Below are 19,601 nucleotides of genomic sequence, written 5' to 3'. Positions count from 1 at the left end.
CCGCTCGCACCGGACACCGGCACTCCGAGGCGGCCCCTACGCCTCCTGCCCGGCCACCCGCTCCGGGCCGCAGCCGATCCGCTCGGCCTCGGCGGCCACGTAGCCGGGCAGCAGCCGGCCGGCGAGGTCCGCGGAGGCGTGCTCGATCCGGTCCAGCTGATCCACCACGAAGACCACCGGCCCGGTCTGGCAACGCGCCCGGTAGACCGCCCGGGAGCCGTCCACGCTCCCGGACCCCTTGGTGCCCTTGACGGTCCGCCCGGCCTTCAGCATCCGCGAGGCGAAGACCTCGGACAGCACCGGGTCCGTCACCGTCGTCAGCCGCACCGCCGGATCGAAGGACCCGCCCGCCTCGCAGACCCGGGCGGGTCCACCGTCCCCGCCGACCCGCGTCCGGGGCAGCTCCTTGCGGTATGCCGCGGGCAGTGTGAACCCCTCGATGCCGCAGAAGGCGTCGGCCCGGGTGTCCTGCCGCGCCACCGGGCCCGGCACCGGGTCCGGCATCCGGTACGCGCCGGAGCACCCGAAGTCGCGGACGACCCCGTTGGCGGCCTCCACCACGGTCCGGGTCAGCGCAGCGAGGTCCTCCCGGTCGTAGTCGGTCGCACCGTCGTACCCGGCCGGGCCCATCGCGACGTCCACCACCGTGGGCCCGGTGAACTCGTGGCGCCCGACACAGCTCTGCGGGAGCGCCAGCCAGGCGCGCGAGGGCGAGACCAGGCCGGGCAGCCCCTCGCCCGGCGGCACCATGCCCGCCGTGAGGAACTCCCGGGGCCAGTCCCCCTCGTCGGTGCCCCGCAACCCGTCCAGCTGGTGCACCCGCACCGTGACCTGCCGACGGGCCCGGTCGTCCCGGTAGCTCGTGATCCGGCACTGCCCGTACGCGCCGCCCCTGCCCAGCGGATCGCCCTGGAGCACCTGCTCCTCGACCTCCGTCCGGCGGTCGCCGAAGAGTTCCGACAGCGTGGTGCCGCTCAGCGAGTCCCAGCACGGCGCGGGACCGACCAGCGGAAGCGTGTCCGTGCGCCAGGCCACCGCGCCCGCGCCGAGGAGCGCCCCGACCAGCCCGGCGGCGGTGACGGCCAGCGCCGTACGGTGCCGCAGCAGCCGCCGGAACCCCGGCACCCGCTCCGGGCCGCCCTCGGTGGACGCCTCCCGCCCCGCGGCCGCCGTGTCCTGGTCCTCCACCGCCGCCACCCGGTCCTCTCCGATGCCGCTCTCCTCGCTCACGCGTCCTCACCCGGCCCGCAGCCGATGCGGTCGCCCACCGACGCGGCGAACCGGCCGAACACCGTCCGGTCGTCGGGCACGCCCGCCCCCTCCAGCGAGGTGCCGGGGTGCGCGTAGAACACCGTCCGCCGCCCCGCGCAGTCGGTGCGGGTCAGCCCCTCGCCGGCCCCTTCCGGAAGACCGTCGAAGAGCGCGGCCAGCCGTGGCTCGGACGTCATCACGTACTGCGCCGCCGGTTCGTCCGGCACCCCTCGCGCCCGCCACACCACCGAACACGTCTGGAGCCGGCCGTCGACCACCCCCACCTGCTGCCGGTAACCGGAGCCCTTGCCGAGCTTCACCCGCACCCCGGGGATCCGGCACAGCGGGTCCTGGGCGCTCTCGTCGTCCTCCGGGACCGTTACGACGGGCGACGACGTGCGCAGCGGCTCGGCCGGGGCGCAACCGGCCGTCCGCATCCCGGTGTTGGCCAGGTCCACCAGCATCCGGACCACCTCGGACCGGGTGCCGATCGAGAACGGCATGGCCACCTTGCCCAGGTGCCCGTCGCCGGTGCTCGCGCTGTGGATCGTCACGGCGGACGGCCTGCCGCCGACGTCGCACCCCTCGGGCAGGACCAGCATCGCCCGGTCGGGGGCGACCAGCCCGTCGAGCCCGTCCGGCAGCCGGGCCCCCGAACCGCCGAAGTACCGGGCGATCCAGTCGTGGCGCTCCCTGGCCCCGGACGGAACCGGGCCGTACTCGGCGGTGACCTGCTCCTTGAAGGTGAGAGGCCCGTCGGAGTCGTCGTCCGGGACGGTGGAGCCCACCGTCACCGTGCAACGGACGAGAGGGCCGCCGGCCGAGGGCGCGGCGGACTCGGTGGCGCTCCGTACCGATCCGGACTTGGCGAGCCCCTCGTCCCCCAGGAAGTCCGGGCCGCTGTCCTGCTGCCACGCCCCCCAGTAGTAGCTGTCCCGGAACGGCGGACTGTCCGTCGCCCACAGCCCGACCCCGCAGGCGACCACCGCCCCGAGGACCACCCCGCCCGATATCACCCAGCGCCGCCTGCGCCTGCCGTCCACCGCATGCCCCCGTCGCATACCAAGATCGCGTAAAGCGCCGATGGTACGGGGTGGCCCCTCGCGCCCCGGGAGCGGACCGGACGGACGGCCCGAGGTGTCCCCGGGGCCGGAAAAAACAGAAAAACCCCAGATCAACTGGGGTTTCTGCTGGTGTCCGAGGGGGGACTTGAACCCCCACGCCCGATAAAGGGCACTAGCACCTCAAGCTAGCGCGTCTGCCATTCCGCCACCCGGACAAGGTGTCTGTCTCGCGGGCTCCTGCCCGTTCCGACGTGGAAAACAATAGCAAACATCCGGGGGTGCTCGATCACGCCCCGGACTGCGTGAAGGGCGGATGACGAGGGGTGGGTGCCCTTGGGTGTCCGGGAGCGGCGCGGGAGGATGAGGGGGAGCACCACAGCGACGGTGGAAGGAAGCAGCGTGAGCGAGACCAACACGGCTCGGGCCGGCTCCGGCGAGGACGAGGTCGTGGACCTCTGTCGTGAGCTGATCCGGATCGACACCAGCAACTACGGGGACCACTCGGGACCGGGGGAGCGGCGCGCGGCCGAGTACGTCGCGGAGAAGCTCGCCGAGGTCGGACTGGAACCCCAGATCTTCGAGTCCCACAAGGGTCGTGCCTCGACCGTGGCGCGGATCGAGGGCGAGGACCCGTCCCGGCCCGCGCTGCTGATCCACGGCCACACCGACGTGGTCCCGGCCAATGCCCACGACTGGACGCACCACCCGTTCTCGGGCGAGGTCGCGGACGGCTGCGTGTGGGGCCGGGGCGCGGTCGACATGAAGGACATGGACGCGATGACCCTCGCGGTCGTCCGCGACCGGATGCGCAGCGGCCGCAAGCCCCCGCGCGACATCGTGCTGGCCTTCCTCGCCGACGAGGAGGCGGGTGGCACGTACGGCGCCCGCTACCTCGTCGACAAGCACCCCGGCCTCTTCGAGGGCGTCACGGAGGCGATCGGCGAGGTCGGCGGTTTCTCCTTCACGGTCAACGAGAAGCTGCGGCTCTACCTCGTCGAGACGGCGCAGAAGGGCATGCACTGGATGCGGCTGACCGTGGACGGCACCGCCGGGCACGGTTCGATGACCAACGACGACAACGCGATCACCGAGCTCTGCGAGGCGGTCGGCCGGCTCGGCCGGCACCAGTGGCCGGTCCGGGTGACCAAGACCGTGCGGTCCTTCCTGGACGAGCTGTCCGACGCGCTCGGCACCCCGCTCGACCCGGAGGACATGGAGACGACCCTCGCCAAGCTGGGCGGCATCGCCAAGATGGTCGGCGCCACGCTCCGCAACTCCGCCGCGCCCACCATGCTCGGCGCCGGCTACAAGGTGAACGTCATCCCCGGCCAGGCCACCGCCCATGTCGACGGCCGGTTCCTGCCCGGCTTCGAGGACGAGTTCCTGGCCGACCTGGACCGTATCCTCGGTCCGCGGGTGAAGCGCGAGGACGTGCACGGCGACAAGGCCCTGGAGACGAGCTTCGACGGCGCGCTCGTCGACGCGATGCAGGTCGCGCTGCAGGCCGAGGACCCGATCGCCCGTGCGGTGCCGTACATGCTCTCCGGCGGCACGGACGCCAAGTCCTTCGACGATCTCGGCATCCGCTGCTTCGGGTTCGCCCCGCTGAAGCTGCCGCCGGAGCTGGACTTCGCTGGCATGTTCCACGGCGTGGACGAGCGCGTACCGGTGGACGGTCTGCAGTTCGGTGTGCGGGTGCTCGACCGCTTCATCGACAACAGCTGACGTCCTGCCTGATCACGCCGACTTTGCCCACTCGCAATCGTCAGCGTGTACGGATCTGACCGGAACGGGTGAAAGGGGCCGCGTGCTCGTAGCCCCATTACTTCCTCCTCGTTACAGGTGGTGCGGTCCGCGGCTGGGACCGCACTGCCAAACTAGGAGGAAACATGATCAAGAAGGTCGTCGCTGCTGCGGCTGTCACTGGTGGTCTCGTGCTCGCGGGCGCGGGCATGGCTGTCGCGGACTCCGGCGCCGAGGGTGGCGCTTTCGGCAGCCCCGGCGTCGTCTCCGGCAACGTCATCCAGGTGCCCGTGCACGTCCCGGTGAACGTGTGTGGCAACACGATCAACGTGATCGGGCTGCTGAACCCCGCCTTCGGCAACACCTGCGTCAACGCCTGACGTTGTGCGTCAACCCGTAAGGGTTTGAGCCAGTTCGGCCCCGGAGTGCATTCCCTGCGCTCCGGGGTCGCTGGTGCTCCGCCCCCGCACGATCGAGTCCGGGGGTATTCCGGAAGGCTAGAAGGCAGGAAACACCTATGCGACAGGTCACGCGTAAAGGCCTGATCACCGTGGCGGCCGCAGGCGGCGTACTCGCGCTGAGCGGCGGCTACGCGCACGCCGACGCGGGAGCGTCCGGCGAAGCGACGAATTCCCCGGGGGTGCTGTCAGGGAATTCGGTACAGATCCCGGTCCATGTACCGGTCAACGTCTGCGGCAACTCCGTGGACGTCGTGGCGCTGCTCAACCCGGCGTTCGGCAACACCTGCGGAAACGGTTCGCAGGACTCCCACGGCAAGCACGCCTCCGGCAGCCAGGTCGACGGCGACCTGAGCCAGGCGAGCCGGCCGGGGAGCGGCAAGCACCGCGCTCCGCTCGGCGGCGGCGGTTCGACGGCCCAGGCCGTCACGGGGGGATCGCCGGGCGTGCTGTCCGGCAACACCATCTCCGCGCCCATCGACGTCCCCGTGAACGTCTGCGGGAACAGCGTCGACGTCGTCGGTCTGCTCAACCCCACCTTCGGCAACGACTGCCGGAACGTCTCGGAGGTCGTCCCGCCGCCGGTCGCACCGCCGGTCCACCCGCCGGTCACCCCGGTCACCGAGCACAAGCCGCCGGTACCGGAGAAGCCGCCGGTGCCCGAGGTGCCCGGGAAGCCGACCGCGCCGCAGCTCGCCCACACCGGGGCGGGCGGGCTCGACCTGTTGGTCCCGGCGAGCGCGGGACTGCTGCTCGCGGGCGCCGGCGCGGTGCTCTACCGCCGCGCGAGGCTCTCCGCCTAGGCCGGGAGTCCGGCGGCGACGCCGGTACGAAGGAAAGGGGCGGGTCCGCGGCCGCGGACCCGCCCCGACTCACCAGGTGGCCCGGATCTGGCGGATGATCCTGCGACGGAGCCGCGCTCTGCGGCTGCCGTCGCGACGCAGCGTCAGCCGGTCCAACTCCCAGTGACCGTACTCGGCGTGGTCGGTCAACAGGCGGGCCGTCTCCTTCCGGGAGACCCCGCGTGGCACGTACACATCGACAAATTCGTATTCCGGCATCGCATCTATTGTGCGGGCAGAGCCCGTGTACGGATAGCGTCTGCACTATGTCTGATGCTGCGCAGCCCACGGCTGCCGAGGTACGCGCCGCCGCCGAGGCGGTCAAAGCCGCGCTCGACCACCACCTCGCGGCCGTCGAACGCCGGACCGGCGACGACGACGCGGCCGTCTACGACGCGTTCAACGCACTGGCCGCTGCCGCCGAGTTCTACGACGAACTGCTCTACGACCGCTACGACGAAGTCACCCCCTTCGAGATCCCGGGTGCGGACGATTCGCTGCCGCCGTACACCGGTCCCGAGGAGCCGAACGCTCTCAGCGTGATGATCCGGCGCGACTACGCGGTGGTGGAGCCGCCGAGGCTGCTCGCACAGGCGCAGCGGATCGCCGATGCCGACCGGGACGGCGGGGGGACCGCCGCGGTGGTCGGCTCCAGCGTCCACGCGGCGCTCGGGGTGCTCTTCGGGGAGTACGAACCGGACGAGATCGCCTCCCGGCACACGGAATTCGGCCTGGAGGAAGGCGATTCCACGCTCTGGGTCACGGCCGCCGAGGAACTGCCCGAGGCGGGGGAGTGGCTCGGCGCGCCCTTCGACGACGCCGACCCGCAACTGGTCGTCTGCCGCTTCGACGTCAGCGCCGTCTTCGACGAGGACGACGACGAACCGGACGGGGAACAGGCCCGCCCGACCCGGGTCTGACCCGTCCGTCGGGTCCGTACGGCTCCGTCGGTACGGGGTCGTCGGTACGGCCGGGCCCGGGGCACCGAGTCCGGCCGTACCGACGGCGCCCCGGCGCCGCTCAGCGGGCCGGGGCTTCCAGCAGGGTGCGCAGCCTGGTCGTGCGGTCCTGGGCCGGCGGCTCGGCGACCGCGCGCGGAAGGGCCCGGTCCACTCCGTGGACCACCGACAGATGCCGCTCGCCCCGGCCGAAGGCGGTGTACACCCAGGAGCGGCTCAGCCCCTGCGCCGCGTCGCCGGGGAGGACGACGACCACCGCGGGCCAGCGCGTACCGGTCGCCTGGTGGGCGGTGAGGGCCCAGCCGTGGCGGACCCGGGACGCCACTTGTTCCTGCGGGACGACGACCGGGGTGCCCGCGCAGTCCAGCCGCAGCCCCTCGGCGTCGGCCGAGACGACCACCGCGCCCACGATCCGGCCGGGCGCCGGGACGTGGACGACACGGTCGCCCGGGTCGAAGCCGCCGAACCGGCCCGGTCCCGGGTTGAGCCGCTGCTTCAGGGCGGCGTTCAGCGCCCGGGTGCCCGCCGATCCGCCGTGGCCGACCGTGATCACCTGCGTCTCGGCCGAGGGAACGCCGATGGCGCGCGGCACCGAGTCGGCCACCAGCTGCACGGTGCGGTGGACCGCCTCGCCCGCGTCGCGCACCGGGACGATCACCACCTCCTTGCCGGGCGCCTCGACCTGGTTCAGCTCGCCGATGCCGATGCCCGAGACCAGCTCGCCGATCGGCCCGGGGTCGGGCGTACGGGAGACGACCTGGGGGCAGGCGCGGGCCGCGAGGACATCGGCGAACACCCGCCCCGCCCCGGCCGAACCCAGCACCCCGGGATCACCGCTGAGCACCAGGCGGGTGCCGTCGGCCAGCGACTCGACGAGGACCGCCGCGCTCTCGACGTCCAACTGCGGGGCGTCCAGCACGACGAGCAGGTCGACGGCGAGCGCGCCCTCCGCGTCCCGCCCCGGGCCCTCCGTCCCGGCGAGCAGACCGGCGAGGGTGACGGCGCTCTCCGGGACGTCGGTGGCCCCGGCCAGCCGACGTCTGCCGTCGGTTCCGTGGGTGGCGCCCACAGCGCGCAGGCCGAGGCCGCGGGCGGCGGTGATCAGGGCGGCGGGCTCCGCCCGGGCGGCCTCGCCCCCGGTGTGCGCCACGAGACCGTGGGCCGCGGCGGCGCGGATCAGCTCGGCCGCCGAGCCGGAGGCCCCGGCCGGGACCGCCTCCGACCAGTCGGCGTCCTTCTCGCAGGTGCTGACGAGCCGGGCGAGCCCCTCGGCGAGGCTCTCCTCGGCGAGGGCGTAGCGGTCGAGGCCGAGCAGCGTCCGCACCGGTCCGTCGGCCGCCCCGGTCTCCTCGGCGGAGGGGTCGGCCTCCCCGGGCCCGGAGGGCTCCTGGGCCTCCTGCCCGTCCTGCTCGTCCCGGCCGTCCTGGAACGCCAGGACGACGCCCTCGGCGACGGCGTGCTGGACGGCGGCCCCGGGGTCGGACACCGAACGCCCGGCGAGCGCCGCCCGCACCTCCGACGCGTCCAGCACCGTGTGGCCGCGCAGGGCGGCCCGCTCCAGCATCCAGACCACCAGGGCGGCCGTGCGCCGTTCGTCGTCCGGTCCGCAGCCGGCGCCGAGCAGGGCCCGCGCGAAGCCGTCCGCCTGCTCGGGCCCGACCCCCGGCACGGCCAGCAGCTGCCAGGGGTCCGCGCGCAGGGCGTCGGGCGCCTGGGCCCCGAGCGTCTCGGCCACGGCTTCGGCCAGCGCCGCCGGAGCCCCGCCCTCGGCCAGCACGGTGGCGGTGGCGGCGACCGCTTCCGGCGGGGCGCCGCGCGGGGCCACCGGCGGTGCCGGGACGCGGGGAGGTGCCGGAGCGGGCTCGGGCGCGGTGCGGCGCGGAGCGGCGGCGGGGGCGTCGAAGAACGCACCGGCGGACCGCTCGCCGCTCTCCACCGCGCGCACGGCCGCCATCAGGTCGGCCGCCGTGCCGCTCAGCTTCGCCCCGGCGGCGATCGGCCCCGCCTTCTCCGCCTTGCGCTGCTCGATCCGCTCCCGCAACTCGCGCTGGGCGGCCAGCTCGGCCTCCGCCTCGGAGGGCGCCGCGGCCCCGTCCTCCGTACCCGCGTCCGTCTCCGTGGCCGCGTCGTCGGACGTCGGCGACCCGTCGTCCACGGCCGCTTCGCCGGCGGACGGGGCGGGCACGTCGGCGGAAGGGGTGGCCTCGGCGCCGTCGTCGGCGGCGGCCGGGGAGCCGGGGGTCTCTCCCCCGGGAAGCGCAGTCACAGCGTGCTCCAGTCCTGGTCGGGATAGCGGTGCACGGGCGCCGACACGTCGTCGAGCGCCTGGCAGATCTCGTCAGGAAGACTAAGCGCCTCCACTGACAGCGCCTCCGCGAGCTGCCGCGCGGTGCGCGCGCCGACGACCGGGGCCACCACTCCGGGACGGTCCCGCACCCAGGCGAGCGCCACCTGGAGCGGGGTGGTGGCCAGACCGTCCGCCGCCGTCGCCACCGCGTCCACGACCCGCCTCGCCGGATCGTCGAGATACGGCTCGACGAACGGGGCCAGCAGCTCCGAGGCGCCCCGGGAGTCCGCCGGGGTGCCCGTGCGGTACTTCCCGGTGAGCACGCCGCGCCCCAGCGGCGAGGACGGCAGCAGCCCGATGCCGAGGTCGAGGGCGGCGGGCAGCACCTCGCGCTCCACCCCCCGCTGCAGCAGCGAGTACTCCATCTGGGTGCTCGCGATCCGGGTACGCATCCCGGGCGAGGCGAGCTGCCAGGTCGCCGCCTTGGCCAGCTGCCAGCCGCAGAAGTTCGACACCCCGGCGTACCGGGCGCGCCCGCTGGACACCGCCAGGTCCACCGCCTGGAGCGTCTCCTCCAGCGGGGTCGCCGGATCGTAGGCGTGTATCTGCCACAGGTCCACGTGGTCCGTGCCCAGCCGCTCCAGCGAGGCGTCCAGCGCGGCCAGCAGATGGCCGCGCGAGCCGTCGAACCTGCGGTACGGATCGGCCACGCTGCCGGCCTTCGTCGCGACGACCAGATCGCTCCTCGGCACCAGGCCGCCGATGAGCTGACCCAGCAGGTACTCGGCCTCCCCGCCGCCGTACACGTCGGCGGTGTCGACCAGCGTGCCGCCCGCTTCCCAGAAGACCTTCAGCTGTTCGGCGGCGTCGTGGTCATCGGTGTCCCGGCCCCAGGTGAGGGTGCCGAGCCCGATCCGGGACACGCGAAGGCCGGTGCGGCCGAGATGCCTCTGCTCCATGGGGGCTGAGATTACTGGCCGGAACCCCACCGGGCCCGGGCCTGTGGACAACCAGGCGGCAAGCCGCCTCTGCCGGATCGCGCCACCGCGCGCTAGAGTCCGGAACTCAGGGACGTTACTGATCGGTAAGGGGAGCGGCCATGCGGCTCGGCATCAATCTCGGCTACTGGGGTGCGGGAATGGACGGCGACAACCTCGCCGTCGCCCAGGAGGCCGACCGGCTCGGCTACGACGTCTGCTGGGCGGCCGAGGCGTACGGCTCCGACGCGCCGACGGTCCTCTCCTGGGTCGCCGCCCGGACCGAGTCCATCGACGTCGGCTCCGCGATCATGCAGATCCCGGCCCGTCAGCCCGCCATGACCGCGATGACCGCGGCCACCCTCGACTCGCTCTCCGGCGGCCGGTTCCGGCTCGGCCTCGGCGTCTCGGGGCCGCAGGTCTCCGAGGGCTGGTACGGCGTCAAGTTCGACAAGCCGCTCGCCCGCACCCGCGAGTACGTCGAGATCGTCCGCCGGGCCATGTCCCGCGAGCGCCTCTCCTACGAGGGGGAGCACTGGACGCTGCCGCTCCCGGGCGGACCGGGCAAGCCCATCAAGCTGACCGTCCACCCGCAGCGCGAGCACATCCCGCTCTACATCGCCGCGATCGGCCCGAAGAACCTGGAGCAGACCGGCGAGATCGCCGACGGGGCGCTGCTGGTCTTCCCCTCCGCCGAGCACCTGGAGGAGACCGCGATGAAGCCGCTGCGGGCGGGCCGCGAGAAGGCGGGCCTGACCATGGACGGCTTCGACGTCTGCCCGACGCTGCCGCTCGCCGTCGGCGACGACCCGGACGCCCTCGCGGACATCTTCCGCCCGTACACCGCCCTGTACGTGGGCGGCATGGGCAGCCGCAAGCAGAACTTCTACAACCAGCTCGCGCAGCGCATGGGCTACGAGAAGGAAGCCGCCGAGATCCAGGACAAGTACCTGTCCGGCGACAAGAACGGCGCCGCCGCCGCGGTGCCGAGGCAGCTGGTCGACCAGACCTCGCTGCTCGGCCCCGTCGAGCGGATCGCCGACCGGATGCAGGCCTACGCCGACGCCGGCGTCACCACGCTGACCCTCGCCCCGGCCGGGTTCACCCTGGAGGAACGGCTCACCGCGCTGCGGGCCGGGACGGACGCCCTGGAGCGGGCCGGACTCGCCTGATCCCGGTGCCGGCCGGTCGGGCCCGCCCCGGACCCGACCGGCCGGACGGAACCGGGGCCCCTCCCGTACCCGTGTGCCGGACGCCCCGGCCCGGGGCCGTTCCTGTTGCCCGTGCCGGGATGCCGCACTTGACTGTCGTCCGGAGGAAGCGGCACGGAGGTGGCAGTGATGCTCTCGGCGAAGAACCTGTTCCAGGAGATCCTCGACGACGACGAGTCGTTCCGGCTGTTCTGTTCCATCGCGGCCGGCGGGGAGTCGCAGGGCGGCTGGGAGAACGGCCGGATCGCCGCCCTGGCACCGGAGAGCCAGCGCGCCCTGGCCCCCAGGATCGCCCGGCACGGCGCCGACGAGGACAAGCACGGCAGGATCTTCCACGCGCTGCTGCGCAAGCGCGGGCTGCGGCCCGTGGCGGTCCCGCACGAGACCGACTACACGATGCTGCTGGAGAAGCACGGCATCGGCCTCGCCCACGAGCGGCTGCGCGAGGAGGAACGGCTCACCGAGCACGACATCATCACCTACCTGGCCCACAGCCGGGTCACCGAGCAGCGCGCCTCCGAGCAGATGGCCCTGCTCCGCAAGCACTTCGCCGACCACCCCGACATCGGCCGTGCCGTACGGATGATCTCGGACGACGAGGACAACCACCTGGCCTACTGCCACGAGGAACTGCTCCGCTTCGCCCGGGCCGGACACGGCCGCACCATCCAGCGCACCCTGCGTGCCTGCGCACTCGCCGAGATCCGCGTCTACCGAGACGTCAGCCTCGCCGTGATGGACCACATGGGCCGCATCCTGGGCTGGTCCCGGACCAGGGCCGCGGTGCTGGCCGCCGGGATCCACGCGCTCTACGCCTACGAGCGGTTCGCCGGGTGGCGGCGGATGGTGAGCCTGGCGCAGCCCGAGCGGCGCGACGCGCTGGGCGGGCCCGCGACGCCCGGCCCCGAGCCCGCCTGACCCCGCCCCGCGCCCTCAGAGCCAGCCGCGCCGCTTGAACTGCCGGTACAGCCCGAACACCACCACGGCCATCAGCGCGATCACCGCCGGATAGGCCCACACCCACTTCAGCTCCGGCATGTGGTCGAAGTTCATGCCGTAGATCCCCGCCACCATCGTCGGCACGGCGGCCATCGCCGCCCAGGCCGAGATCTTGCGCATGTCGTCGTTCTGCCGCACCCCCACCTGGGCCAGATGGGCCGAGAGGATGTCGGAGAGCAGCCGGTCCAGCCCCTCCACGTACTCGGTGGCACGGGTCAGGTGGTCGCCGACGTCACGGAAGAACGGCTGCGAATGCGCGGGGACGAACGGCACCTGCGCGTTCGCCAGCCTGGACATCGGCTCGCTCAGCGGCCCGGCCGCCCGGCGGAACTCCAGGAGCTGCCGCTTGAAGGTGTAGATCCGGGACGCGGTGCCCTTGGTGTCCCGGGAGCCGGTCGGCGCGAACACCTCGGTCTCCAGCTCCTCCAGGTCGGTCTGGAGCTCACCGGCCACCTCGATGTAGTGGTCGACGACGGCGTCGCTGATCGCGTACAGCACCGAGGTCGGCCCGTGCTTGAGCACCTCCGGCTCCGACTCCAGCCGCCGCCGTACCGCGGCCAGCGGCGCCCCCTCCCCGTGCCGGACGGTCACGACGAACGAATCGCCCACGAAGGCCATCAGCTCGTCGGCGGAGACCGTGTCGTCCGACTGCTGGTACACCACCGGCTTGATGACGGCGAACAGGGAGTCGTCGTACACCTCCAGTTTGGGGCGCTGGTGCGCGCCCAGGGCGTCCTCGACCGCCAGCGGGTGCAGCTTGAACGCCCTGCTCACCAGGGAGAACTCCTTCTCCGTCGGCTCGTGCAGCCCGATCCAGAGGAAGGCGTCCCCGGTGGCCCGCGCCTCCGCGAGGGCCTCGGAGAGATCGGCGGGGCCGTCGGTGCGGCGCCCGTCCCGGTAGATGGCACTGTCCACGATCACGGCGGGCATTCTTCCCTGCCCCGCTCCCCGGCGCACCTCTTCGCCGGTGCGCCGGTACCCCCTACGCTGGCCCGTATGCCCACCCTGATCCTCGTACGCCACGGACGCTCCACCGCCAACACGGCCGGGGTGCTCGCGGGCCGCACCCCGGGCGTCGCGCTCGACGAACGCGGCGCCGCGCAGGCCGCTGCCCTCCCCGGCCGCCTCGCCGGGGTGCCACTCGCCGCCGCCGTCAGCAGCCCGCTCCAGCGCTGCCGGGAGACCCTGCGCCCGCTGCTCGACGCCCGCCCGGAGCTGGAACCGCACACCGAGGAGCGGATCAGCGAGTGCGACTACGGCGACTGGTCGGGGCGCAAGCTCACGGAGCTCAACGACGAGCCCCTGATGGACGTCGTGCAGCGCCACCCCTCGGCCGCCGCGTTCCCCGGCGGCGAGTCGATGCGCGCCATGCAGGCCCGCGCCGTCGACGCCGTACGGGACTGGAACGCCCGCGTCGAGGCCGCGCACGGCGAGGGGGCCGCCTATGTGATGTGCTCGCACGGCGACATCATCAAGGCCCTGGTCGCCGACGCCCTCGGCCTCCACCTCGACCTCTTCCAGCGCATCCACGCCGACCCCTGCTCGGTCACCGTGATCCGCTACACCCGGCTGCAGCCCTTCCTGCTCAGACTCGGCGACACCGGGGACCTCGGATCGCTCGTACCGCGCGAGGACCCCGGCGCGGACGCGCGGGCGGCCGTCGGCGGCGGCGCTGGGGCGCCGTGATCGCTTCGCGCAGTAGGGTGGGCGCTCCGTAGGTGCCGGGGCGCCAGGCCCCTGCCCCGGGAGACCTTCCGCGGCCTTTCCGGCCGCTTTCCCCACCGTCGTCGATCTCAAGGGAGACAGGACGTGTCCCGTCAGGTGTTCCTCTACGACCCGCCGGACCGCTTCGTGGCCGGTACGGTCGGGCTGCCTGGGCGCCGTACGTTCTTCCTGCAGGCGTCCTCGGGCGGACGTGTCACCAGCGTGGCCCTGGAGAAGACCCAGGTCGCCGCACTCGCCGAGCGGATCGACGAACTGCTCGACGAAGTGGTGCGGCGGACCGGCGGGAACTCCCCGGTGCCCGCCGTGGCGCCGATGGACGTCACCGACACCGCGCCGCTGGACGTCCCCGTCGAGGAGGAGTTCCGCGTCGGCACCATGGCGCTCGCCTGGGACGGCGAGGAGCAGCGCATGATCGTCGAGGCGCAGGCGCTGGTCGAACTGGACGTGGAGGCCGACGAGGACCCCGCCGAGGCGGAGGAGCGGCTGCTCCAGGACGAGGAGAACGGCCCGCCGATGCTCCGCGTCCGGCTCAGCGGCGCACAGGCGCGGGCCTTCGCCAAGCGCGCCCTCGACGTCGTGAACGCCGGCCGCCCGCCGTGCCCGCTGTGCAGCCTGCCGCTCGACCCGGAAGGACATGTATGCCCGCGCCAGAACGGATACCGTCGCGGAGCCTGACCGGCACCGACCACCTGACCCTGCTCGCCGAGGGCGAGCTGACCGTTCTCGGACAGATCCGCGGCGCCTCCAACGCGGCGCTCCACTGCACCGTCGCCCTGGACGGCGAGGAAGCCGCCTGCGTCTACAAGCCGGTGGCCGGCGAGCAGCCCCTGTGGGACTTCCCGGACGGCACGCTCGCCGGGCGTGAGGTGGCCGCGTACCGGATCTCCGAGGCGACCGGCTGGGGCCTGGTCCCGCCCACGGTGCTCCGCGACGGCCCGTACGGCGAGGGCATGTGCCAGCTGTGGATCGACGCGCTGCCCGAGGAGGGGGAGGACGCCGCGGAGCCGCTGCTCGCGCTCGTCGAGGATGACGAGCCCGGCGAGGGCTGGAAGGCCGTGGTCCGCGCCGGGATCGGCGGGGGCCGCACCGCCCTGCTGGTGCACGCGGACGACGAGCGGCTGCGGCGGATGGCCGTCCTCGACGCCGTGATCAACAACGGTGACCGCAAGGGCGGCCATCTGCTGTCCGCGCCCGACGGCCGGATCCTCGGCATCGACCACGGAGTGACGTTCCACACCGACGACAAGCTGCGCACGCTGCTGTGGGGCTGGGCGGGGGAGCCGCTCACCGAGGAGGCGGCCGGGGTCGTCGAGCGGCTCGCGGACCGGCTCGCGCCCGGAACCCCGTTGGTCACCCGGCTGGCCGAACTGATCACCGGGGCCGAGATCGAGGCCCTGCGGGGGCGGGTGGCGCGGCTGCGGGAGACCGGACGCCACCCGGAGCCGAGCGGTGAGTGGCCCTCGATCCCCTGGCCGCCGGTCTGATCCCGGCGAGGACGGCTCCGGGGGCGAAGCACACGGGAGGCCATGGCGCAAGAACGCCTCTTCGGCCGGTATCCGGGATCCGGTTCGTATCCGGAACGTGCATCCGGTTACGCTCGTGCCATGCATGCCTGGCCCGCTTCTGAGGTCCCCGCCCTGCCCGGCAAGGGCCGCGACCTTCGGATCCACGACACCGCGACCGGCGGACGGATCACTCTTGACCCCGGTCCCGTCGCCCGCATCTACGTCTGCGGCATCACGCCGTACGACGCGACCCACATGGGTCATGCGGCGACCTACAACGCGTTCGACCTCGTGCAGCGCGTGTGGCTCGACACCAAGCGGCAGGTCCACTACGTCCAGAACGTGACGGACGTGGACGACCCGCTGCTGGAGCGGGCCGTGCGCGACGGACAGGACTGGACCGAACTCGCCGAGCGCGAGACGGCCCTGTTCCGCGAGGACATGACCGCTCTGCGCATGCTTCCGCCGAAGCACTACATCGGTGCCGTGGAAGCGATACCCGGCATCGTTCCGCTGGTGGAACGGCTCCGCGACGCGGGCGCCGCCTACGAGCTCGACGGCGACGTGTACTTCTCCGTCGAGGCCGACCCGCGCTTCGGCGAGGTCTCCCACCTCGACGCCGAGGCGATGCGCCTGCTCTCCGCCGAGCGCGGCGGCGACCCGGAGCGCCCCGGCAAGAAGAACCCGCTCGACCCGATGCTCTGGATGGCCGCCCGCGAGGGCGAGCCGAGCTGGGACGGCGGCTCGCTCGGCGCCGGCCGCCCCGGCTGGCACATCGAGTGCGTCGCCATCGCCCTGGACCACCTGGGCATGGGCTTCGACGTCCAGGGCGGCGGGTCCGACCTCGTCTTCCCGCACCACGAGATGGGCGCCTCGCACGCCCAGGTGCTGACCGGCGAGCACCCCTTCGCCCAGGCGTACGTCCACGCCGGCATGGTCGCCCTGGACGGCGAGAAGATGTCCAAGTCCCGGGGCAACCTGGTCTTCGTCTCCCGGCTGCGCCGCGACGGCGTGGACCCGGCGGCGATCCGGCTCGCCCTGCTCTCGCACCACTACCGGTCCGACTGGGAGTGGACGGACCAGGTGCTGGCCGACGCGGTGGCGCGGCTCGGCCGCTGGCGGTCCGCCGTCTCCCGGCCGGACGGGCTGCCCGCCGAGGCCCTGGTGGAGGAGGTCCGCGCGGCCCTCGCCGACGACCTGGACGCGCCGGCCGCGCTGGCCGCCGTGGACCGCTGGGCCGAGCGGCAGAACGCCGAGGGCGGTACGGACGAGGGCGCTCCCGGCCTGGTGTCGCGCACCGTCGACGCGCTGCTGGGCGTCGCCCTGTAGTGCCGCACATGCGGACAACTCGCTGAATCATCAAGGCTGTTCATCGGGAACCGGCCCCGGACTTCTTTCATGGAGTTCGGGGCCGGTTCCGTTTTGTCCGTGGTCAAGTGCTCGATCCTGCGCTAAAAGCGCTCTATGCAATCATCAACGCGCATCAGAGCGGCGGCAGTTGCAGCCTTGCTGGGACTGGTGGCCGTCTTCACCGGACCCGGCGCCGGACCGGCCGCGGCCGCCGCACCCGAGGCCGCCGAGGCCGGTCCGGACACCACGGTCGGCGACGTCACCGGCTTCTCGGCCGATGGGGCCGTCTACCACCTGGAGGCGGGCGCCGCCGAGGTCCGGGTCGGCTTCGTCTCCACCGACACCTTCCGCATCGAACTGGCCCCGGACGGCACCTTCACGGACCCGGCGGGCGACGAGATCGTCCTGCCGCAGGGCGCCCCGCCCCGCACCCGGTGGAAGGAGCTCGGCGACCGCTACGAGCTCTCCACCGCCGACATCACCCTGCGCGCCTACAAGTCGCCCCTGCGGTTCGCCCTCCACCGGGCGGACGGCAGCCGGATCTGGTCCGAGACCCGGGGGCTGAGCTGGAACGGCGAGCGGACCACCCAGACCCTGGCCCGGGGCGCCGACGAGCAGTTCTACGGCGCGGGCATGCAGAACGGCCGGGGCAACACCTCGCACCGGGGCAAGACCGTCGAGATCGGCGTCGACTACGACTGGAACGACGGCGGCCACCCCAACTCGGTGCCGTTCTACCTCTCCTCGGCCGGATACGGCGTCTTCCGCAACACCTTCGCGCCGAACACGTACACCTTCGGCGACCCGGTGACCACCAGCGCGCAGGAGAAGCGGTTCGACGCCTACTACTTCGCCGGCGACAGCGCCAAGGACGTCATCGGCCAGTACACGAAGCTCACCGGGAAGCCCTTCCTGCCGCCCGTGTACGGGCTGGAGATCGGTGACGCCGACTGCTACCTCCACAACGCCAACCGGGGCGAGCGGCACACCCTGGACGCGCTGAAGGTCGCCGACGGCTACGTCGAGAACGACATGCCCAACGGCTGGATGCTCGTCAACGACGGTTACGGCTGCGGCCACGAGAACCTCGCCGAGACCGCCAAGGGCCTCCAGGACCGCGGCATGCAGCTCGGCCTGTGGACCGAGGACGGCATCGACAAGATCGCCGACCAGGTCAGGGCCGGCCAGCGGGTCGCCAAGCTGGACGTCGCCTGGGTCGGCGACGGCTACCAGTTCGCCCTGGACGGCTGCAAGGACGCGTACAAGGGCATCGAGGACAACAGCGACGCCCGCGGCTTCACCTACGCACCCGAGAGCTGGGCGGGCGCGCAGCGCTGCGGGGTGCAGTGGTCCGGCGACCAGTACGGCACCTGGGACTACATCCGCTGGCAGATCCCGACGTACGCGGGCGCCACGATGTCCGGCCTCGCCTACACCACCGGCGACGTCGACGGCATCTTCGGCGGCAGCGCCAAGACCTACACCCGCGACCTCCAGTGGAAGATGTTCCTGGGGACCACGATGACGATGGACGGCTGGGCGGCCAGCGACAAGCAGCCCTTCCGCCACGGCGAGCCGTACACCTCCGTCAACCGCGACTACCTCAAGCTCAAGGAGTCGCTGCTGCCGTACCAGTACTCCTACGCGCACGAGGCGACGAAGACCGGCGTCGGCATGGTCCGCCCGCTCGCGCTGGAGTACCCGGACGACCCCAGGGCGGCGACGGACGCCGCGAAGTACGAGTTCCTCTCCGGCGAGGACTTCCTCGTCGCCCCGGTCTACCGGGACACCGCCGTCCGCGACGGCATCTACCTCCCGAAGGGCACCTGGACCGACTACTGGAGCGGACGCACCTACGAAGGGCCGGTCACCCTCGACGGCTACAGCGCCCCGCTCGACACCCTGCCGCTGTTCGTCCGGGGCGGCGCCGCCGTCCCGATGTGGCCGGGCATCCGCTCCTACCGCGACCGCACCGCCGACTCTCCGCTGGCCTGGGACGTCTACCCGCGGGGCCGGTCCTCCTTCACGCTGTACGAGGACGACGGCGTCACCAAGCAGCACCGCGACGGCAAGTACGCCACCCAGCGCGCCGAGGTGACCGCCCCGGACCGGGGCGCCGGCGACGTGACCGTGCGGATCGGCGCCAGCCGGGGCGACTTCACCGGCAAGCAGCGCAGCCGCCCGTACGAGTTCACCGTGCACACCGGCTCCGAGCCGGCCTCGGTCGCCCTGCGCGGGAAGCTGCCCCGGCTGGGTTCGGCCGCCGCGTTCGAGGCGGCGGAGCAGGGCTGGTGGTACGACCGGGACGACCGGGGCGGCGTCGTACGGGTCAGGACCGCGCCGCTGAGCACCGGGGCGCCGTTCACCCTGCGGCTGACGGACGCGAGCGCGGTCGGCGGCCGGCACCCGGCGGCCGGCGCGGTGGTCACCGTCCCGGCCGGGCAGGAGCTCGGCGCCGGGACCGGGTCCACCGTTGCCGTCGACGTCACCGCGGGCACCGCCGAGGTGACCGGGGCCGAGATCGGCCTGGACGTCCCCGAGGGCTGGAAGGTCACGCGCCCCGCGACGGTGGACCGGATACCGGCGGGCACCACCCGGCGGGTCGAGGTCGCCGTCACCCCCGGCAAGGACGCCGCGCCGGGCGAGGCCCGGCTCACCGCGCTCGCCCGCTACCGCGCTGCGGGCGAACCGCGCACCACCACGCAGCGGTTCGCGGCCGCGGTGATGCCACCGCCGCCCACCGGGCAGGCCTGGGCGAGCGACCTGGTCTGGCTGACGTCCGTCAACGGCTACGGACCGGCCGAACGCGACCGCAGCAACGGCGAGTCGGGCGCGGCCGACGGCCACCCGCTGACCCTCGACGGGAAGACGTACGAGAAGGGCATCGGCACCCACGCCGACTCCGACATCGAGGTCTACCTCGGCGGCCGCTGCACCGCGTTCACCGCCGACGTGGGCATCGACGACGAGATCGACGGCTACGGCGAGGTCGCCTTCTCCGTAGAGGCGGACGGGAAGGTGCTGTGGACCTCGCCGAAGACGACCGGGGCCTCGGCGACCGTGCCGGTCGACGTGAAGCTCGACGGGGCCCGCCATGTGCGCCTGAAGGTCACGGACACCAACGGGTCGAAGACCGGTGACCACGGGGACTGGGCGGTGGCCCGGTTCAGCTGTTCCTGAGCCCCACCGAGGACGGGGGAGCGCCGGGCGGTCGCGTCCGGCCCGGCGCT

The 19,601-nt window shown here is 73.1% G+C and carries 17 protein-coding genes and 1 tRNA gene; 11 read left to right on the top strand and 7 right to left on the bottom strand.

Annotated features, from left to right (window positions below; translation table 11 throughout):
- Nucleotides 1-36 precede the first annotated feature (36 nt).
- From ACWC97_RS18325 to ACWC97_RS18315, 3 genes are all read right to left on the bottom strand, one after another.
- The gene (locus tag ACWC97_RS18325; RefSeq protein ID WP_450650264.1) at nt 37-1,230 is read right to left on the bottom strand and encodes a hypothetical protein; all 1,194 of its coding nucleotides are present in this window, start codon (nt 1,228-1,230) and stop codon (nt 37-39) included.
- Nucleotides 1,227-2,312 (bottom strand): hypothetical protein, encoded by a 1,086-nt coding sequence (locus ACWC97_RS18320; protein ID WP_450650262.1) that lies wholly within the window; start codon nt 2,310-2,312, stop codon nt 1,227-1,229. Before ACWC97_RS18320 ends, ACWC97_RS18325 begins: the two co-directional genes overlap by 4 nt.
- Nucleotides 2,313-2,442: 130 nt before the next feature.
- Nucleotides 2,443-2,530: transfer RNA gene (locus ACWC97_RS18315), tRNA-Leu, on the bottom strand.
- 184 nt (nt 2,531-2,714) lie between these two features.
- Between ACWC97_RS18315 and ACWC97_RS18310 the strand changes: the two genes are divergently transcribed.
- The 3 genes from ACWC97_RS18310 to ACWC97_RS18300 all read left to right on the top strand — a co-directional run bounded on the left by ACWC97_RS18310 (nt 2,715) and on the right by ACWC97_RS18300 (nt 5,319).
- Complete coding sequence (locus tag ACWC97_RS18310) at nt 2,715-4,040, top strand: M20/M25/M40 family metallo-hydrolase (protein ID WP_352279187.1); 1,326 nt, start codon at nt 2,715-2,717, stop codon at nt 4,038-4,040.
- 164 nt (nt 4,041-4,204) lie between these two features.
- Nucleotides 4,205-4,438, top strand: a complete 234-nt coding sequence (chpH, locus tag ACWC97_RS18305) for a chaplin ChpH (protein WP_450650260.1) — start codon at nt 4,205-4,207, stop codon at nt 4,436-4,438.
- A gap of 137 nt (nt 4,439-4,575) precedes the next feature.
- On the top strand, nt 4,576-5,319 hold the full coding sequence (locus tag ACWC97_RS18300; RefSeq protein WP_450650258.1) for a chaplin: 744 nt from the start codon (nt 4,576-4,578) through the stop codon (nt 5,317-5,319).
- A gap of 69 nt (nt 5,320-5,388) precedes the next feature.
- Here the strand turns inward: ACWC97_RS18300 and ACWC97_RS18295 are convergent, their stop codons facing one another.
- Nucleotides 5,389-5,577: a DUF5703 family protein gene (locus tag ACWC97_RS18295; protein WP_352280641.1), complete on the bottom strand. Its 189-nt coding sequence runs from the start codon at nt 5,575-5,577 to the stop codon at nt 5,389-5,391.
- A gap of 47 nt (nt 5,578-5,624) precedes the next feature.
- Here ACWC97_RS18295 and ACWC97_RS18290 point away from each other — a divergent pair, with 47 nt between their 5' ends.
- Nucleotides 5,625-6,278 carry a hypothetical protein gene (locus ACWC97_RS18290; RefSeq protein ID WP_352280639.1) on the top strand — a complete coding sequence of 218 codons (654 nt, stop codon included), beginning with the start codon at nt 5,625-5,627 and terminating at the stop codon, nt 6,276-6,278.
- 100 nt (nt 6,279-6,378) lie between these two features.
- On the opposite strand, the gene ACWC97_RS18285 is transcribed toward ACWC97_RS18290, so the two are convergent.
- Nucleotides 6,379-8,583, bottom strand: coding sequence for a helix-hairpin-helix domain-containing protein (locus ACWC97_RS18285; protein ID WP_450650256.1), 2,205 nt, complete (start codon nt 8,581-8,583; stop codon nt 6,379-6,381).
- Nucleotides 8,580-9,563 (bottom strand): aldo/keto reductase, encoded by a 984-nt coding sequence (locus ACWC97_RS18280; protein ID WP_352280635.1) that lies wholly within the window; start codon nt 9,561-9,563, stop codon nt 8,580-8,582. Before ACWC97_RS18280 ends, ACWC97_RS18285 begins: the two co-directional genes overlap by 4 nt.
- Nucleotides 9,564-9,703: 140 nt before the next feature.
- On the opposite strand from ACWC97_RS18280, the gene ACWC97_RS18275 reads away from it, so the two are divergent.
- Both ACWC97_RS18275 and ACWC97_RS18270 read left to right on the top strand, forming a co-directional pair.
- Nucleotides 9,704-10,753, top strand: coding sequence for an LLM class F420-dependent oxidoreductase (locus ACWC97_RS18275; protein ID WP_450650253.1), 1,050 nt, complete (start codon nt 9,704-9,706; stop codon nt 10,751-10,753).
- Between the two features lie 168 nt (nt 10,754-10,921).
- The gene (locus ACWC97_RS18270; RefSeq protein ID WP_352280645.1) at nt 10,922-11,710 is read left to right on the top strand and encodes a ferritin-like domain-containing protein; all 789 of its coding nucleotides are present in this window, start codon (nt 10,922-10,924) and stop codon (nt 11,708-11,710) included.
- A gap of 15 nt (nt 11,711-11,725) precedes the next feature.
- Here ACWC97_RS18270 and corA read toward each other — a convergent pair whose 3' ends face one another.
- Nucleotides 11,726-12,721 carry a magnesium/cobalt transporter CorA gene (corA, locus tag ACWC97_RS18265; protein ID WP_352280631.1) on the bottom strand — a complete coding sequence of 332 codons (996 nt, stop codon included), beginning with the start codon at nt 12,719-12,721 and terminating at the stop codon, nt 11,726-11,728.
- A gap of 66 nt (nt 12,722-12,787) precedes the next feature.
- Here corA and ACWC97_RS18260 point away from each other — a divergent pair, with 66 nt between their 5' ends.
- From ACWC97_RS18260 to ACWC97_RS18240, 5 genes are all read left to right on the top strand, one after another.
- Complete coding sequence (locus ACWC97_RS18260; protein WP_352280629.1) at nt 12,788-13,477, top strand: histidine phosphatase family protein; 690 nt, start codon at nt 12,788-12,790, stop codon at nt 13,475-13,477.
- A 123-nt stretch (nt 13,478-13,600) separates the two neighbouring features.
- Nucleotides 13,601-14,191 (top strand): DUF3090 domain-containing protein, encoded by a 591-nt coding sequence (locus tag ACWC97_RS18255; RefSeq protein ID WP_352280628.1) that lies wholly within the window; start codon nt 13,601-13,603, stop codon nt 14,189-14,191.
- A complete protein-coding gene (locus tag ACWC97_RS18250; RefSeq protein WP_352280626.1) occupies nt 14,155-15,000 on the top strand; it encodes an SCO1664 family protein in 846 nt (281 codons plus the stop codon). The genes ACWC97_RS18255 and ACWC97_RS18250 overlap by 37 nt, the downstream gene beginning before the upstream one ends.
- A 120-nt stretch (nt 15,001-15,120) precedes the next feature.
- On the top strand, nt 15,121-16,350 hold the full coding sequence (gene mshC / locus ACWC97_RS18245; RefSeq protein WP_352280624.1) for a cysteine--1-D-myo-inosityl 2-amino-2-deoxy-alpha-D-glucopyranoside ligase: 1,230 nt from the start codon (nt 15,121-15,123) through the stop codon (nt 16,348-16,350).
- Nucleotides 16,351-16,485: 135 nt separating this feature from the next.
- Nucleotides 16,486-19,551 (top strand): NPCBM/NEW2 domain-containing protein, encoded by a 3,066-nt coding sequence (locus tag ACWC97_RS18240; protein WP_450650251.1) that lies wholly within the window; start codon nt 16,486-16,488, stop codon nt 19,549-19,551.
- The last annotated feature ends 50 nt before the right edge of the window (nt 19,552-19,601 follow it).

It is taken from the genome of Streptomyces sp. NPDC001108 (assembly GCF_053598535.1).
Note: the sequence above shows the minus strand (reverse complement) of the source record. Positions and strands in the feature narration are given on the sequence as shown.

Coding starts and splice junctions, on each gene's coding strand:
- ACWC97_RS18275 (WP_450650253.1), top strand. CDS start 9,704: ATGCGGCTCGGCATCAATCTCGGCTACTGGGGTGCGGGAATGGACGGC.
- ACWC97_RS18280 (WP_352280635.1), bottom strand. CDS start 9,563: ATGGAGCAGAGGCATCTCGGCCGCACCGGCCTTCGCGTGTCCCGGATC.
- ACWC97_RS18300 (WP_450650258.1), top strand. CDS start 4,576: ATGCGACAGGTCACGCGTAAAGGCCTGATCACCGTGGCGGCCGCAGGC.
- ACWC97_RS18295 (WP_352280641.1), bottom strand. CDS start 5,577: ATGCCGGAATACGAATTTGTCGATGTGTACGTGCCACGCGGGGTCTCC.
- corA (WP_352280631.1), bottom strand. CDS start 12,721: ATGCCCGCCGTGATCGTGGACAGTGCCATCTACCGGGACGGGCGCCGC.
- ACWC97_RS18270 (WP_352280645.1), top strand. CDS start 10,922: ATGCTCTCGGCGAAGAACCTGTTCCAGGAGATCCTCGACGACGACGAG.
- ACWC97_RS18290 (WP_352280639.1), top strand. CDS start 5,625: ATGTCTGATGCTGCGCAGCCCACGGCTGCCGAGGTACGCGCCGCCGCC.
- ACWC97_RS18240 (WP_450650251.1), top strand. CDS start 16,486: ATGCAATCATCAACGCGCATCAGAGCGGCGGCAGTTGCAGCCTTGCTG.
- ACWC97_RS18260 (WP_352280629.1), top strand. CDS start 12,788: ATGCCCACCCTGATCCTCGTACGCCACGGACGCTCCACCGCCAACACG.
- ACWC97_RS18250 (WP_352280626.1), top strand. CDS start 14,155: ATGCCCGCGCCAGAACGGATACCGTCGCGGAGCCTGACCGGCACCGAC.
- ACWC97_RS18320 (WP_450650262.1), bottom strand. CDS start 2,312: ATGCGACGGGGGCATGCGGTGGACGGCAGGCGCAGGCGGCGCTGGGTG.
- chpH (WP_450650260.1), top strand. CDS start 4,205: ATGATCAAGAAGGTCGTCGCTGCTGCGGCTGTCACTGGTGGTCTCGTG.
- mshC (WP_352280624.1), top strand. CDS start 15,121: ATGCATGCCTGGCCCGCTTCTGAGGTCCCCGCCCTGCCCGGCAAGGGC.